At 69.9% G+C, this 14,909-nt stretch carries 10 protein-coding genes; 7 read left to right on the top strand and 3 right to left on the bottom strand.

Features of this window, described 5'->3' with window-relative positions; genetic code table 11:
- Nucleotides 1-250: 250 nt before the first annotated feature.
- Together parE and KUV67_02120 are read right to left on the bottom strand one after the other, a co-directional pair.
- Complete coding sequence (gene parE, locus KUV67_02125; protein MBY6203665.1) at nt 251-2,149, bottom strand: DNA topoisomerase IV subunit B; 1,899 nt, start codon at nt 2,147-2,149, stop codon at nt 251-253.
- Nucleotides 2,150-2,184: 35 nt separating this feature from the next.
- The gene (locus KUV67_02120) at nt 2,185-4,869 is read right to left on the bottom strand and encodes a bifunctional aspartate kinase/diaminopimelate decarboxylase (GenBank protein ID MBY6203664.1); all 2,685 of its coding nucleotides are present in this window, start codon (nt 4,867-4,869) and stop codon (nt 2,185-2,187) included.
- A 200-nt stretch (nt 4,870-5,069) separates the two neighbouring features.
- Between KUV67_02120 and KUV67_02115 the strand changes: the two genes are divergently transcribed.
- Both KUV67_02115 and KUV67_02110 read left to right on the top strand, forming a co-directional pair.
- Complete coding sequence (locus tag KUV67_02115) at nt 5,070-7,379, top strand: S8 family serine peptidase (protein MBY6203663.1); 2,310 nt, start codon at nt 5,070-5,072, stop codon at nt 7,377-7,379.
- A 181-nt stretch (nt 7,380-7,560) separates the two neighbouring features.
- Entirely contained in the window at nt 7,561-8,271 is a 711-nt protein-coding gene (locus KUV67_02110) for a protein phosphatase 2C domain-containing protein (protein MBY6203662.1), read from the top strand.
- Between the two features lie 43 nt (nt 8,272-8,314).
- On the opposite strand, the gene KUV67_02105 is transcribed toward KUV67_02110, so the two are convergent.
- Nucleotides 8,315-9,370 (bottom strand): CDP-6-deoxy-delta-3,4-glucoseen reductase, encoded by a 1,056-nt coding sequence (locus tag KUV67_02105; GenBank protein ID MBY6203661.1) that lies wholly within the window; start codon nt 9,368-9,370, stop codon nt 8,315-8,317.
- 199 nt (nt 9,371-9,569) lie between these two features.
- On the opposite strand from KUV67_02105, the gene KUV67_02100 reads away from it, so the two are divergent.
- Genes KUV67_02100 through KUV67_02080 form a run of 5 tightly spaced genes read left to right on the top strand, consistent with a single transcriptional unit; the run spans nt 9,570 to nt 14,903 of the window.
- On the top strand, nt 9,570-10,379 hold the full coding sequence (locus KUV67_02100; GenBank protein ID MBY6203660.1) for a 1-acyl-sn-glycerol-3-phosphate acyltransferase: 810 nt from the start codon (nt 9,570-9,572) through the stop codon (nt 10,377-10,379).
- The gene (locus tag KUV67_02095) at nt 10,366-11,385 is read left to right on the top strand and encodes an alpha/beta fold hydrolase (protein ID MBY6203659.1); all 1,020 of its coding nucleotides are present in this window, start codon (nt 10,366-10,368) and stop codon (nt 11,383-11,385) included. The genes KUV67_02100 and KUV67_02095 overlap by 14 nt, the downstream gene beginning before the upstream one ends.
- Nucleotides 11,361-13,493 (top strand): tetratricopeptide repeat protein, encoded by a 2,133-nt coding sequence (locus KUV67_02090; GenBank protein MBY6203658.1) that lies wholly within the window; start codon nt 11,361-11,363, stop codon nt 13,491-13,493. Before KUV67_02095 ends, KUV67_02090 begins: the two co-directional genes overlap by 25 nt.
- Nucleotides 13,490-13,870 (top strand): DUF2237 domain-containing protein, encoded by a 381-nt coding sequence (locus KUV67_02085; GenBank protein MBY6203657.1) that lies wholly within the window; start codon nt 13,490-13,492, stop codon nt 13,868-13,870. The genes KUV67_02090 and KUV67_02085 overlap by 4 nt, the downstream gene beginning before the upstream one ends.
- 55 nt (nt 13,871-13,925) lie before the next feature.
- Complete coding sequence (locus tag KUV67_02080) at nt 13,926-14,903, top strand: phosphate/phosphite/phosphonate ABC transporter substrate-binding protein (protein ID MBY6203656.1); 978 nt, start codon at nt 13,926-13,928, stop codon at nt 14,901-14,903.
- Nucleotides 14,904-14,909: the final 6 nt, after the last annotated feature.

The raw sequence follows: 14,909 nt of genomic DNA, 5'->3' as shown, positions 1-14,909 counted from the left end.
TGAGCCGGACGCCCGCAAAGCCGGGTCGCAGCAAAACGGCGCCGCCGAATCTCCACGTCGGGTCGTTCTTCAGGTGATCCGGGAAGGCACGGGGCTGGCTGGACTGACGTTGTGGGGGTGGGCCTGCCTGCGCCTGCTCGGCGCCGGCTGAGGGGCCCGGCCGGCGGCCGGCCGTAGATCGATTGCTGGATCGGTCGCTGCATCGCCCCTGGAAACGGCCACCGCGGCGGCCAGTGGGGCTGCCGGTGGATCAGACCTCGACTTCGGCGAGGTTTCCGTTGGCTTCGAGCCATGCGCGTCGATCGGCCGAGCGCTTGCGGGCCAGCAGCATGTCCATCAGTTCCTGCGTCCCCGGGTCGTCGTCGACGGTCAGCTGGAGCAGGCGCCGCGTATCGGGGTCGATGGTCGATTCGCGCAGCTGCAGCGGGTTCATCTCGCCCAGGCCCTTGAAGCGGGTTTCGGAGATCTTCCCCTTCATGCCTTCGGCCTGGATCCGGGCCAGCAGGCCCGATCGCTCCGCTGCATCCAGGGCATAGAAGGTCTGCTTGCCGACGTCGATGCGGTAGAGCGGCGGCATCGCGATGAAGATCCGCCCGGCGTCGACCAGCGGCCGGAAGTGCCGCAGGAACAGCGCCGAGAGCAGGGTGGCGATGTGCAGCCCGTCGGAGTCGGCGTCGGCCAGCACGATGATCTTGCCGTAGCGCAGCTTGGCCAGGTCGTCGCTCCCGGGGTCGACGCCGATGGCGATTGCCAGGTCGTGGATCTCCTGGCTGGCCAGGACCTGGCCCGGATCGGTCTCCCAGGTGTTCAGGATCTTGCCCCGGAGCGGGAGGATGGCCTGGAATTCACGGTTGCGCGCCTGCTTGGCCGAGCCGCCTGCCGAGTCGCCCTCGACCAGGAACAGCTCGGTCTCCTCCAGGTCCGTCGAGGCGCAGTCGGCCAGCTTGCCGGGCAGGGCGGGTCCCGCCGTGACCTTGCGACGCGCCACCTGCTTGCGCGCCTTGTTGCGTTTCAGCGCGTGTTCGATGGCGAGCCTGGCGATCGCCTCGCCGTCGGTGGTATTGCGGTTCAGCCACAGGGAAAACGCGTCCTTGACCAGCCCGGACACGAAGCTGGTCGCTTCGCGCGACGAGAGCCGCTCCTTGGTCTGGCCCGAGAACTGCGGTTCGCGGAGCTTGACCGACAGCACGAAGCTCAGCCGCTCCCACGCGTCTTCCGGCGCAAGGCGAACGCCGCGCGGCAGGAGGCTGCGAATCTCGCAGAACTCCCGCAAGGCCTCGATCAGGCCGGTGCGCAGGCCGTTGACGTGGGTGCCGCCCTGCGGCGTCGGGATCAGGTTGACGTAGCTCTCGGTCGTCAGCTCGCCCTCCGGCACCCACGACAGGGCCCAGGCGGCTTCCGTGTCGTCGCCGCTGAATTCGCCGGTGAACGGCGCGGCCGGAATCCGCTCGGCGTCGCCGAGCGACTCCACCAGGTAGTCGGTCAGGCCGTGCTCGTAGCACCAGGTCTCCGGCGCGTCGGAGTCGCCCTTCTGACGGTCGTCGAGCGTGATGGTCAGACCGGGACAGAGAATGGCCTTGGCGCGCAGCAGGTGCTTCAGCCGCGGCCGGGAGATGTTCGGCGAATCGAAATACTTCGGGTCGGGCCAGAACTGCACCGTGGTGCCGGTGTTCCGCTTGCCGACCGTGCCCACGACCTCGAGCGGCTCGGCGGTCTCGCCGGCTTCGAAAGCGATCGCGTAGTCCTGGCCGCCGCGCCGGATCCGGCACTCGAGCCGGGTCGACAGCGCATTGACCACGGACACGCCGACCCCGTGCAGGCCGCCGGAAAAGGTGTAGTTCTTGCCGGAAAACTTTCCGCCCGCGTGCAGCCGGGTCAGGATCAGTTCGACGCCGGGCAGTTCGTGTTCCGGGTGGGGGTCCACCGGCATTCCGCGGCCGTCGTCGGCGACGCTGACCGAGCCGTCCTCGTGCAGCACGACGTCGATCTTCTTCGCGTGCCCGGCCAGCGCCTCGTCGACCGAGTTGTCGACGACCTCGGCGACCAGGTGGTTCGGCCGCGTGGTTTCGGTGTACATGCCGGGGCGCCGGCGGACCGGTTCGAGGCCCTGGAGGACCTCGATGTCACTGGCTTGGTACTGGTCGGACATCGGAACTCGTGCGGGGAGGCGTCAATGGGCCAAGCCTACCCGAATCGAGCGTCCGCCGGGCCGGTCTCGCGCGCCCGCGGCTCGACGTCCAGCACCCGCTCCGCGGCGGGTTCGCGCAGGTTGTAGCGCGAGGCCATGGCCGCGCCGTAGGCGCCGGCGTTGCCGATCAGCAGGACGTCGCCTTCACGGCTGTCCGGAAGCAGTCGGTCCAGGCCGAGCACGTCGCCGGTCTCGCAGATCGGACCGACCACGTTGAACACGTGCTGCCCGGGTTCGCCGAGCCGGCTGAGATTGACGATCTCGTGCCACGCACCGTACAGGGCCGGCCGGATCAGCGAATTCATCCCGGTCGCCACGCCGACGTAGCGAACCTCGCCCTTGCCCTTGAGTTGGGTCACGCGGGCCAGTAGCACGCCGGCGGAGGCGACCAGGTAGCGCCCCGGCTCCAGCCAGATCTCGATCGGGCGGTTCAGGCCGCGCTTGATCCGGGCCAGGCCGGCGTCCAGCGCCATCAGATCCAGCGGCAGTTCGTCGGAGCGGTCGGGTACGCCGAGACCGCCGCCGAGGTTGATCACCTCGACCGATGGCAGGTCCATCGCCACCGACATCAGCGTTTCCAGCGTGCGCTCCCAGTTGTCAGGATGCAGGATCCCGGAGCCGGTGTGAGCGTGCAGGCCGCGAATCGTGATGTCGTGCGCGCGGGCCAGTCGCAGGGTGCGGTCGAGCTCGTTCAGGGGCACGCCGAACTTCGCATTCGAACCGGCCGTGCGGACCATCTTGTGGTGGCCCAGGCCGGAGCCCGGGTCCAGGCGCAGGAAGACGTCGCGGCCGGCGAAGTCCTCGCCCCAGTGCTCGAGGATCCACGGGTTGTCGATCGTGACGGTCACGTCCCGCTCCAGCGCCTCGCGGTACTCGGCGCGCGGTGCGAAGTTGGGCGTCAGCAGCAGGTCGCCGGCGGTCAGTCCGTCGATCGCCTCCAGCGCGCGGTCGGCTTCGGCCATCGATACGCACTCGATGCCGAGGCCTTCGCCGGCCAGCGCACGCAGGATCGCCGGGTGCGGGTTGGCCTTCATCGAATAGAGCACGCGGTCGACCGCCTTCAGGTCGCGCAACCGCCGTGCGGCGCCGCGGACTTCGGCGAGGGCATAAACGTAGGCGGCGTCGCTTTCGCCGAGCGTCTCGAGCAACTCGTCGGCGCGCACGGACCACCAGGGCGGCCGGGCCGTCGCCGCGGTCTCGTCGCGCACCAGCTGCTCCCAGCTCGGCCCGAACACGGAATCGCCGCCGACGCCGCCGGGAATGATCTGCTGGTGGAGCTGCTGGACCAACCGGTCGGCGTGCCGGGCCTCGACCACGAAGCTCAGGTTCAGGTCGTTCGAGGCCTGGCTGACCAGGAAGATCCGGCGCTGTTCGAAGACTTCCAGCGCCGGGCCGATGCGGTGGAGGATCGTGCGAATGCCCAGGCCGACCAGGCTGACGCTGGCACAGTCGGTCCGGACGTCGACGCTGCAGAAGCGGCCCAGGTCGGCGGCGAGACGCTCCAGCGTCGCCGCGTCCGTGGGATTTGCGCCCGGGTCCAGCGTGACCGTCACATTGGACTCGGAGGTCGAGACCAGGTCCACGGACAGGCCGTGGGACCGGAACACGTCGAACACGTCGGCGAGGAAGCCCACCTGTTGCCACATGTCCAGGCCTTCCATCGTGACCAGGGTGATGCCCCGGCGCTGGACGATCGCCTTGACCTGCGCGCCGTGTTCGTGCGCATCCGGCGTGATCCGCGTGCCGGTCAGCTCGGGTCGGTCGGTCTGCCGGAGCCACAGCGGGATGCGATGCTGCTTCAGCGGGATCAGGGCACGCGGATGAAGCGCCCGCGCGCCCATCGCGGCCAGCTCCATGGCTTCGCGGTAGCTGATGTTCTGAAGCAGGCGCGCGGCCGGAATCCGGCGTGGGTCGGCGCTGAACAGGCCGGGCACGTCGGAGAAGATCTCGACCCGGTCCGCCTCCAGCACCGTGCCGATCAATGCCGCGCTGACGTCGGAGCCGCCGCGACCGAGCAACACGGTCGCGGCGCCGTTGCGGGCGATGAAGCCGGGGGCGATCCACGAGGTGCCGCGTTCGCGCAGGCCGGCCGCCGTATCCGGGTCCGGCCGTGCCGCGCATTCGGCAGCCAGCCAGTTCGACCGCGCCGCACGCTGGCTCGCCGGTTCGGCGACCAGCAGGTCGCGGCTGTCGAGCCATTCCACCGGACGGCCCAGGGTCTCGAGGATCAGCGCGCCGAGCCGGCTGGACAGCAATTCGCCCGTGGCCAGCACCCGGGCCTCGATCGCCGGTGCGGGGCTGCGGGCCTGCTCGTCCAGCGCCTCGGACAGGGCCTCGAGCTCGGGGTCGATCACCGACCCGACGCGCGCCGGGTCGAGGCCGAAGCCTTCGGCGAGCCGAAGGTGGCGATTCCGCAATTCGTCGACCAGCGCATCGGTCGACGAGACGTTTTCCGCCTCCAGCGCCTGGACGAGGCGGTCGGTCACGCCCTTCAGGGCCGAGACCACGACCACGCAGGGCGTGCCGGCCGCCGCGAGCTCGTCGATCCGTTCCGCGATCCGCGTCCAGTTGGCGGGTTCGGCCACGGAGCTGCCGCCGAACTTCAGCACGCGCCAGCGGGGCGTCGATCGGGTCTCGTCGCCCGTTCCGGACGATTCTGGGAGGTCGTTCACATCTGTCATGGAGGCGGGTTCCGTTTCGGCGGTATTCTCGTGACGCAGTTCAAGGTTCGGAGCGCATCCGGCGAATTGCACTCGAGTGACAGTTGCGGCAGTATTGGGGTGCTGCATCCGAGCATCCGGTCCGGGCCGGTCGACCGACCGTCCGAGCCTCCCATTGTAAGCCGTTCGAATCGAGCACGAATCTGAGGACCCCGAGGATCATGAATACCCGTCATTTCCGCCGACTCGCGTCCTTCGTGGCGCTGCTGGCCGGCGCGGCGCTGCTCGCGCCGACGCTGGCTTCCGCACAAGAAGCACTCTCGCCCGCCGACGAGCAGGGACGCTATCGCTACCTGGTCACGCTCGATGACCGCGGCCTGCTGCAGCGGGGCGTGCTGCCGCGCAAGGGCGAAGGCGCAGCGAGCCGCTCGCCGGCCTTCCTGAGCGCCCAGGCCGAACTCCAGGCCGCCCAGTCCGACGCGCTGGTTTCCATGGCGCAGGAACTCGGCCGCAACGTCGAGGCGTCGCACCGCTTCCTGGTCTCGTTCAACGGTCTCGGCGTCCGCCTGACCGAGCCGGAGGCCGATCGCATCCGCGCTCTCCCGGGCGTCGCCTCGGTCGAACGCGAACGCGTCTACCAGCTCGACACCTACCGGGGTCCGGGCTTCATCGGCGCCGACAGCCTTTGGGACGGGACGGCAGCGCCGCTTCCGGGCCAGTATCGCGGCGAAGGCATGGTCTCGGCCATCCTCGATTCCGGCATCAACACGGATCATCCGTCGTTCGCCGACGACCCGGCCTGCGGCTTTGGCGTCGGCGGGACGCCGAGCAAGCTGCTTTCGGCGGTCGACTGCTCCGCCACCGACGGCACGGGCCGATGCAACGGCGCCAACCCGGAAGACACCAACGGGCACGGCACGCATACGGCCAGCACCGTTGCCGGTAACCTGATCGACGACACCGCCGTGCCGGCGCCGAGCATTCCGGAGCCGTTCACCGAAATGTCCGGCGTCGCGCCGTGCTCGCACGTCCGCGCCTACAAGGTCTGCCCCGGCAGTTCGTGCCCGGGCTTCGACATCCAGGCCGGCATGGACACGGTACTGCTCGACGGCGACGTCGACACCATGAACTTCTCGATCTCCGGCGGTGCCAGCCCCTGGCTCGACAACGATCGCCGCAAGCTCGACCTGGTCGATGCCGACATCTTCGTCGCCGCATCGGCCGGCAACACCAGCGCAGGCGTTCCGAACCCGGTCGGCCAGGTGAACCACCGCGGCCCCTGGGTGATGAGCGTGGCGGCCTCGACCCGCGACGGTGACTTCGAGGGCCTGATGTCGATCACGGGACCCGGATCGCCCCCCGGCGACACGCAGAACGTCGACATGCTCCCGGGCAGCGATTCGCCGCTCGGCTCGCAGCTCGTCGATCATCCGATCCGTCGGGACACCAACCAGGTCGCCGGCGCGGAGGGCTGCAGCCCGGCCAACGGTGGCGTCGACTTCCCTGCCGGGTTCTTCAACGGGGCCGTTGCCCTGATCAACCGAGGGGGGTGTCCCTTCACCGAAAAGATCAACAACGCCGATGCGGCGGGCGCCGACATGGTCGTGATCTGGAACAACACCACCGGCACGATCAGCATGTCGACGCCGGGCCAGGCCGCGATTCCCGCCTACAGCATCCAGCAGACGCCGGGCCAGGCCATCGCCAACTTCGTCGATGCCAACCCGACCACCGCGACCATGGACTTCGACCTCATTCCGTCGCAGGGTGACGTGCTGGCCGGATTCAGCCTGCGCGGTCCGACCCAGTCCCCGCTGGAGGACCTGCAGAAGCCGAACATCACCGGGCCGGGCGTCGGCATCTACGCCGCCGTCGCCGATCCGACCCAATACGGCAACCTGAGCGGGACGTCGATGTCCAGCCCGCACGTCGCCGGCGCGGCCACGCTGGTCCGCCAGGCGCAGCCGGACTGGGATCCGATGGAGGTCAAGTCGGCGATGCAGATGACCGCGACGGGCGACGCCGGGACCAAGGAAGACGGCAGCACGCCCTGGGACTGGGACGACGTCGGCTCGGGCCGGGTCGACCTGACCGCCGCGGCGCTGTCCGGCCTGGTCATGGCCGAAACCACCGCCAACTTCCTGGCCGCCGACCCGGGCGCGGGCGGCGACGTCAAGACGCTGAACCTGCCGTCGGTCCGCGATCGCAGTTGCTCGCCGAGCTGTACCTTCACGCGCACCGTGTCGGCGGGCCAGTCGTTCCCGACCAGCTGGACGGTGACCACGTTCGCGCGCGGTGGCGACATGCAGATCGAGGTCACGCCGAGCACCTTCACGCTCGACGGCCGCTCGGACATGATCTTCGCCGACGGGCTCGAGGACACGCCGATCCCGGTTCCGGTCGCCGACCAGGAGCTGACGATCACCATCTCGAACGTCGTGCCGGGTGCGATCCGCTTCGGCGAAATCATTCTCACCGAAGACGGTGGCCTCACCCCGCCGGCGCGGATCACGGCCGCGGCCGAGAACTGATCGAGCGCCGCGAGTGCGATGATCGAATCGACAACGGCGCCCCCGGGGCGCCGTTGTCCTGTCCGTATTCCGCGCCGATTCCGTATAGTGCTCTGGGATGCTTGGCGATTCCGATGAACGCGATAGGAAATCGGCGGCGGACGATGCCATACTGCACGGACCACCGGAAGGGAAGGATGGAATGACGGACCGGTTTTTCGCGGTCACCCACCTGGGGCGGGTTCGCTCCAGCAACCAGGATCGGGTCCTGACACGGCCCGATGCCGGACTCTGGGTGGTCGCCGACGGAATGGGGGGACATGCCGGCGGGGCCGAAGCCAGCCGGATCGCCTGCGAGGCGGTCGAGGAGGCGGTGACCCACGGCATGGAACTGATCGACGCGTTCGAAGTGGCCCACTCGCAGGTTCGCATGGCCCAGGCCGAGGACGAGGAGCACAGCGAGATGGGCACGACGCTGGTCGCGGTGCGCGAACACGGCGACGGCTACGAACTGGGCTGGGTCGGCGACAGCCGCATCTACCGCTACTCGCCGAGCGACGGCGTGCTCGAATGCCTGACCCGTGACCACAACGTGGCCTCGAAGCTGCTCGACTCAGGGCGCATCACGCTGGAGCAGGCCCGGTCCCACCCGCAGCGCCACATGCTTACCGACTGCATCGGTCAGCGCGACGGTCTGCCCACGATCGAAATCTCCGAACACCGCTGGACCCCCGGCGAACGGTTGCTGCTGTGCACCGACGGCCTGACCGGCGAAGTCGAGGACGAGGTCATTCGCCAGACCCTGTCCAACGGCGCCGACCTCGAGGAGATCGGCAACTCGCTGACCGAGCTCGCGCTCGATTCCGGCGGCCGCGACAACATCACCCTGCTGGTGCTCGACGCGCCGAGCTGACGACGGCGCCGGATGCGAGGCCGGCCGGTCGCTCCGCTCCCCCTCAGTTCCCGACGTCCGTGTCCTGCGGCGGGACGTCCGGGGCGAAGTCGAAGGAGTCGTAGTGCAGGTGGTCCTCGCTGACCCCGCGCGCGAGCAGGGCCTTCCTGGCGCTGTGGACCATGATCGGCGGGCCGCTCATGTAGATTTCGTAGGCCGACAGGTTGCGGTGATCGGCGAGCAGCGCCTCGTGAACGAACCCGGTCCGGCCCTCCCAGTCGTCGTCCGGCTCGCTGAGCACCGGCACGAAGCGGAAGTCGTGGTGGCGCTCGGCGATTTCGGCGATCAGCGCCCGGGCATACAGGTCGGCCTCCGTGCGCACGCCCCAGTACAGCGTGATCGGCCGGTCGTCGCCGGCGGCGAGCAGGTCCTCGATCATCGCCTTGAGCGGCGCGAAGCCGGTGCCGCCGCCCATCATCAGGATCGGCCGCGGACTGCCGAGGCGCACGAAGAAGGTGCCGAGCGGACCTTCGAAGCGCACGATTTCGCCGGGTGTCATGTCGCCGAACACGTGGCCGGTGAAGCCGCCGCCGTCGACGTATTTCACGTGCAGCTCGATGAAGTCCGTCTCGGCCGGGGTCGAGGCGATCGAGAACGCGCGGCGCTTGCCGCCCGGCAGCAGGATGTCGATGTACTGGCCGGCGAGGAACTGCAGCCGCTGGCCCCGCGGCAGCTTCAGCCGAAGCCTGCGGACATCGGGGGTCAGGTCGTCGATGGCCTCGACGCGTGCCGGCATCATGCGTACCGGCAGGTCTGCGATCTGCTCGATTTCACGGGCCTCGAGCGTCAGCTCCGACTCGGCCGTGGCCTGGCAGGCCAGCACCTGGCCGTCGGCGAGGTCGTCGTCGGTCAGGGCCAGCGGCGGATTGAACGGGTAGGCCACGCGGCCCGTGACCAGCCGGCACTTGCAGCTCGCGCAGGTCCCGTTCTTGCAGCTGTAGGGCAGGATGACGCCCTGGCGCAGGGCGGCGGCCAGAACAGTTTCGCCGGGGCGGGTGTCGAAGCGCCGCTGGCTGGACGACAGCGTCACGGCATGGGATTTCGGGTCGGGGACAGACATCGTTTCCTTCGCAATTCGGACCGAGCGCCGACGCCCGGTGTTCAGCCCGGTAAAATACAGGATTCGACATCGATGATTCGACGACGCGTTCGCTTGCCCACCCGGTGGGTCGATCGTGGACCCGGATCGCCTTCCTGTTTCACCGAGCCGACCCCCGCTTCCGTTGACTGCCGAATCGCCATCGCAGGACCCGCCGCGGATGCCGGATGCGGAGCCGCCCACGGCGGCGGTGCGCGCGCCGCGCCTCTGGCGCCTCGCGCTGCGCGCGCCGGTCCTGCTGCTGGTCGCGCTGGTCGGTGTGCCGGTGCTGCTGCTGGCACTGCTGCCGGGCGTCCGCGGTCTCCCCGTGGCCGGCCAGCCGCTGGCGCTCCGGGTCCAGCGGCGCTACGCTCGGATTCTCCTGCGCACGCTCGGCTACCGGCTGCGGATTCACGGCGAAATGCCGGACGGCGCCTGCCTGGTCGTCGCCAACCACATCAGCGGCTTCGACATCCCGGTGCTGCACGCGGTCGCTCCCCTGTGGCTGGTCGCCAAGCAGGACATCCGCGACTGGCCGCTGGTCGGCGCGCTGGCCCGCGCGGTCGGCACCATCTTCATCCAGCGCGGCTCCGAGGACTCGCGCCGTCGGGCAGCTCGCCGCATGACCGCGCTGATGCAGCGAGGCCGGATCGTCGGTGTGTTCCCCGAGGGGGGCATCCACGCGGGACGCGGCGTCAAGCGGTTCCATCCGCGCCTGTTCGGACCGGCGGTCCGGGCCGGGGCGCCGGTGGTGCCGATGGCGATCCGCTACTGGCGCGACGGTGACCTGCACGACGAGCAGGTGTTCGGGCCCGGCCTGGGCTTTGCCGACCTGGTGATCGCAGCGCTGGGCCGACCGACCGCCGACATCCAGGTCCGGATCGGTTCCCCGATTCCCACCGTCGACGAGGGCAGCGAGCGGGCCCGCAACGAGATCGCGCGCGAAGCACAGGCACGTGTCACGGAGATGTATCGCCATGTCGACGACTGATCGGGCCGGCACGCCGGGGCCGTATGCACCGGCGGGCTGGCTGGCCAACGCCCATGTCCAGTCCGTGCTGACCTCCAGCCCGATGCGCAAGCTGAAGGTCCGGCGCCGGTCGCGCGGCTACCGGAAGGCCAGCCGCGACGAAATCCTGACCGCCTCCGACGGCGTTCGCCTGCTCGGTCACCGGACGCCCGCGCCGGCCGGCCCGCCCGGCCCGAACGGCGGCCTGGCGATCCTGCTCCACGGCTGGGAAGGCAGCGCGGAGTCGAACTACCTGCTCGACGCCGCTGTCGCGCTGCACGAGGCCGGTTTCGAGACCTTCCGGCTGAACTTCCGCGATCACGGCGACTCGCACCACCTCAACGAGGGCCTGTTCCATTCCTGCCTGCTCGAGGAGGTCCTCGACGCGATCGGCCAGGTCGCCGGCGCCCATCCCGGGCCCGTCTACCTGGTCGGCTTCTCGCTCGGCGGCAATTTCGCCCTGCGGGTGGCCCGCAATGCGCCGGCCCACGGCTTCGAGCTGGATCGGGTCCTGGCGGTCAGTCCGGTCATCCGGCCCCGGCACGTGCTCGACGCGCTGGCCGGCGGGGTGCCGATCTACGAGCGCTACTTCGTGCGCAAGTGGCGGCGGAGCCTGAAGCGCAAGCAGCAGCTGTACCCGGAGCGGTACAATCTGCAGGAGTGGTTCCGGCATCGAACCCTGGCCGATCAGACCCGGTCCCTGGTCGAGGCGTACACCGACTTTCCCGACCTCGATGCCTACCTCGAGGGGTACTCCATCGCCGGTGAATACCTTGCCGGGCTGGAGACCTCGACCTTGATCATCACCGCTGCCGATGACCCGATCATTCCGGTGAGTGACTTCGAGGCGCTGCCGCGCCCGGATGCGCTCGACCTGGAGGTCCTGGCCCACGGCGGTCACTGCGGATTCCTGCGCAACTGGCGCCTGGACTCCTGGATCCAACAACGTATCGTGAGTGAACTATGTCTGCACCTGAACGCGACCTGAGCCAACAGGCCGCCAAGCTGTTTTCCGAGCGCCGCTTCAACGAAGCCGAACGCCTGTTCAAGCGCATCGTCGACGCCGATGCCGACAACTACCAGGCGCTGATGATGCTGGGCCTGTGCCGGCGCGGCATGAACCAGTTCGAGTCGGCGCTCAAGTGCCTGGCGCGCGCCGCCGAACTCGGCGACGGCAGCGCGGCAGCGCATTACTACCACGGCCGCCTGCTGGCCGAGCTGGGACGCGAGGACGAAGCCCGCGAGGCGCTGGCCCAGGCGATCGCGCTGGATCCCAACCACGTCGAGGCGCGGACCCTGGTGGGCGTGCTGTCGATCCACCGGGGCGACCTGGCGCGCGCGATCAGCGAACTGCGGGTTGCGCTCCGCGCCCGCGCCGACCACGTACCGGCGATGGCCGCCCTGGCCCGTGCGCTGGTCATGAGCGGCGAGACCGAGGAGGCCCAGGCCCTGGCGTCGCGGGCCGTCCAGCTCGACCCGGAGCAACCGGCCGCGCAGGACGCGATGGCCCGGGTCTACATGGCCCAGGGGCACCTGGATTTCGCCGAGCAGTGCCTGCGCAATGCATTGAAGAAGGCCCCGGACGCCGGCGAACTGCACGGCGGCCTGGCCACGCTGCTGCGCCGCAAGGGCCAGGATCGCGAGGCCCTGAACCATTATCGCGAGGCGATTCGCCGCAACTACGGCGGCGCGGGCGTCGTGCTGGCCGCGATCGCCTGCCTGTCGCGGATCGGCGACCACCAGCAGGCCTGGCACCTGGTCGAGCAGGCGCTGGCGAAGTGGCCGAAGGATCGCACCCTGACCCTGCGGTCGGCGGAAATGCTGCTGCTCGCCGGCGACCCGGCCGCGGCGCGCGAGCGCGTCGAGCAGGTCGACGACGGGATGGGCGACATTGCCCTGTTCAAGGCGCGCATCGCGCACGCCCTCGGCGAAGTCGACCAGGCGTACGAAAAGCTCGACGCCCTGGTGGCCGATCCGCAGCCCGAGATCGCGCGCGAGGCGCGGCTGATGACCGCACGGCTGAAGATGCTCGACCGCGAACTCGACGGCGTGCGGGCCGCGCTGGAGCCGCTGATGCAGTCGGCCACGCCGGATCCGGACGCGGTGCTGACCTGGGTCGAAGCCTGCCGCTACGTCGGCGAGCACGAGCAGGCCTGCGAGCCGCTGGAGCGCCTGCTGGCGTCCAGCGAAACGCCGGATCGCGATCGCGGACGGATGCACCAGATGCTGGCCGATCTCTACGACAAGGCCGATCGGCCCGAGGATGCGGCACGGCACATGGCCCATCCGGGCTGGCAGGCGGCGCCGCACGCGCGCACGCTGGCCCCGCAGCACGCCACCGGGCTGATCGATCAGTGGCTGGACCACGAGTGGCGCGCGGAAGAGTTCGACGTGCCGGACGACGGCCTGCCGCGACTGGTCCTGATGGCCGGCTGGCCCGGCGCTGGCCGTGAACTGATCGCAGCCGCCCTGGCCGCTCATTCGTCGGTCCGCCGGCTCGATCCCGAGGGCGCACGCCGCCGGCGCGAAGCGCTGGATATCCCGATGCCGCCGGCCGAGGCCGAAAGCCTGCCCGAGGCCACGCTGCACACGGGGCGCCGCCGATTCCTGCGCGGCTTCGAGGGCTCGCGCGACGCCGGTCCGGTGGTCGACTTCGGCTGGTGGGAAGGGACCGCGATTCCGGTCCTGGCGCGTTATTTCCCCGAGATGGTCGTGTTCAAGCCCGAGGTCGATCCGCGGGATCTCGAGCTGTTCTGGCGGCTCGGCGGCTATGCGGCGATCGACGAGCTCCGCGCCGCGCATGCGCAGGAAGAAGAGTTGTGGCAGCGGGTCGCCGATCACCTGCCGATCCGCGTCGTCGAGGTGCCGCGCAGCGACCTGGTCGAGCATCCCGAGCGGACCGTCGCGGCCCTGGCCGACGCGCTGGGCCTGGAGGTCGAGCCCGGAATGGTCGAGGCGCTCGAGGCCGCGGTCGCCCAGTGGCGACTGCCGCCCGAGGGGCGCTGGCGCGCCTACCCGTCGGTGATTGCCGGCCCCGGTAGCGATGCCGGCGACGATTCTGCCGGCGACCCCGACAACGGTCCGGGGGCTGCATGACCCGCGAACCGGCGATCAACGTGCTCGGCGGCGAACTCGAGCGGTGCTCGACCGATCCCCTGACCGGATTCTTCCGCGACGGCTGCTGCAACACCTCGGACCAGGACGCCGGCTGTCATACGGTCTGCGCCGAGGTCACGGACGCCTTCCTCGCGTTCAGCCGATCGCGCGGAAACGACCTGTCCACGCCGAACCCGGCGTTCGGCTTCGCCGGCCTGAAGGAGGGCGATCGCTGGTGCCTGTGCGCGGCCCGCTGGCTGGAAGCGGCGCGCGCTGACTGCGCGCCCCGCGTCCACCTGGAGGCCACGCACCGCAAGACCCTGGAAATCGTGGCCCTGGACCTGCTGCGGGCCCACGCGGTCGGCCTCGAGCACTGAGGTCGCCATGCGCCTGCAACATCCCGGAATGGACCATCGAGTATCCTCGGGCGCCATGAGTCCGTTCCGACCGAACCGCGGCCTGCTTGCCGCCGCGCTCGCCCTCGTCCTCGCCGCCTGCTGCCCCGGCGAGCAGGTCGACGAGCGCGGCTGGCCGAAGGAACTGGTCCTGGGCCTGGTGCCCGCGCTGGAAGCCGACGCGCTGGTCGACAACCTCGACCCCCTGGCCGAGTACCTCGAGGCGGAGCTCGGCGTGCCGGTCACGTCCTTCGTGCCGCAGGACTACACCGGACTGGTCGAGGCCCTCGGCGCCGGCCGCGCCGACATCGGCATGCTGCCGCCGTTCGCCGCGATGCTGGGACAGCGCCGCTACGATCTCGAGCCCATCCTCATCTCGACCCGGAAGGGCGAGACGGGCTACCGAACGCAGTGGATGACCAACGATCCGTCGGTCTGCAGGGAACCCCCCGTGGCCGTCGAGCGGACCTGCGAGACCCGCGCCGTGGGCCGCGAGGACGTGACCCGCACGTTCCTGAGCTGCGAGGGCGACCTGGAGCAGGTGCGCGGCGAGTCCGTGGCCTTCGTCGACCCCAACAGCACCTCGGGCTACCTGTTCCCGGCAGTGCAGCTGATGGACATGGGCATCGACCCGGAACGCGACCTGAACGGTCTGTTCGTCGGCGGGCACGACGCCGCCGCGCTGGCGGTCTATGCCGGCGACACCCGCTTCGGGGTGGCCTACGACGACGCGCGCAACATGATCTGCGACCAGTACGCCGACATCGGCGAGAAGGTCATCGTGTTCGATTTCGCGCCGATGATCCCGAACGACGGCGTCCAGCTCCGCCCCGGCCTGCCGGCCGATCTGCGCGAAGCGATCATCGATGCCTTCATGAAGCTGGCCGCGGACCAGGCGCACCTGCCGGACGACGAGAAGATCCTGTGGGTGCTCTACGAGATCGACGGTTTCCAGCGCTTCGAGCCGGGCCTGTACGACCCGGTCCGTTCCGCCTACGAGATCGTGCGCCAGTGACCCGGA

Origin of the sequence: Halomonas denitrificans (genome assembly GCA_019800895.1) — a bacterium.
Classification (GTDB): Bacteria; Pseudomonadota; Gammaproteobacteria; order Xanthomonadales; family Wenzhouxiangellaceae.
The sequence above is the reverse complement of the archived record's forward strand: the minus strand, read 5'-3'. Positions and strand labels throughout refer to the sequence as shown.

Bases quoted from the DNA above. Each gene is read 5' to 3' on its own strand.
- parE (MBY6203665.1), bottom strand. From the start codon at position 2,149: ATGTCCGACCAGTACCAAGCCAGTGACATCGAGGTCCTCCAGGGCCTC.
- KUV67_02120 (MBY6203664.1), bottom strand. From the start codon at position 4,869: ATGACAGATGTGAACGACCTCCCAGAATCGTCCGGAACGGGCGACGAG.
- KUV67_02115 (MBY6203663.1), top strand. From the start codon at position 5,070: ATGAATACCCGTCATTTCCGCCGACTCGCGTCCTTCGTGGCGCTGCTG.
- KUV67_02110 (MBY6203662.1), top strand. From the start codon at position 7,561: ATGACGGACCGGTTTTTCGCGGTCACCCACCTGGGGCGGGTTCGCTCC.
- KUV67_02105 (MBY6203661.1), bottom strand. From the start codon at position 9,370: ATGTCTGTCCCCGACCCGAAATCCCATGCCGTGACGCTGTCGTCCAGC.
- KUV67_02100 (MBY6203660.1), top strand. From the start codon at position 9,570: ATGCCGGATGCGGAGCCGCCCACGGCGGCGGTGCGCGCGCCGCGCCTC.
- KUV67_02095 (MBY6203659.1), top strand. From the start codon at position 10,366: ATGTCGACGACTGATCGGGCCGGCACGCCGGGGCCGTATGCACCGGCG.
- KUV67_02090 (MBY6203658.1), top strand. From the start codon at position 11,361: ATGTCTGCACCTGAACGCGACCTGAGCCAACAGGCCGCCAAGCTGTTT.
- KUV67_02085 (MBY6203657.1), top strand. From the start codon at position 13,490: ATGACCCGCGAACCGGCGATCAACGTGCTCGGCGGCGAACTCGAGCGG.
- KUV67_02080 (MBY6203656.1), top strand. From the start codon at position 13,926: ATGAGTCCGTTCCGACCGAACCGCGGCCTGCTTGCCGCCGCGCTCGCC.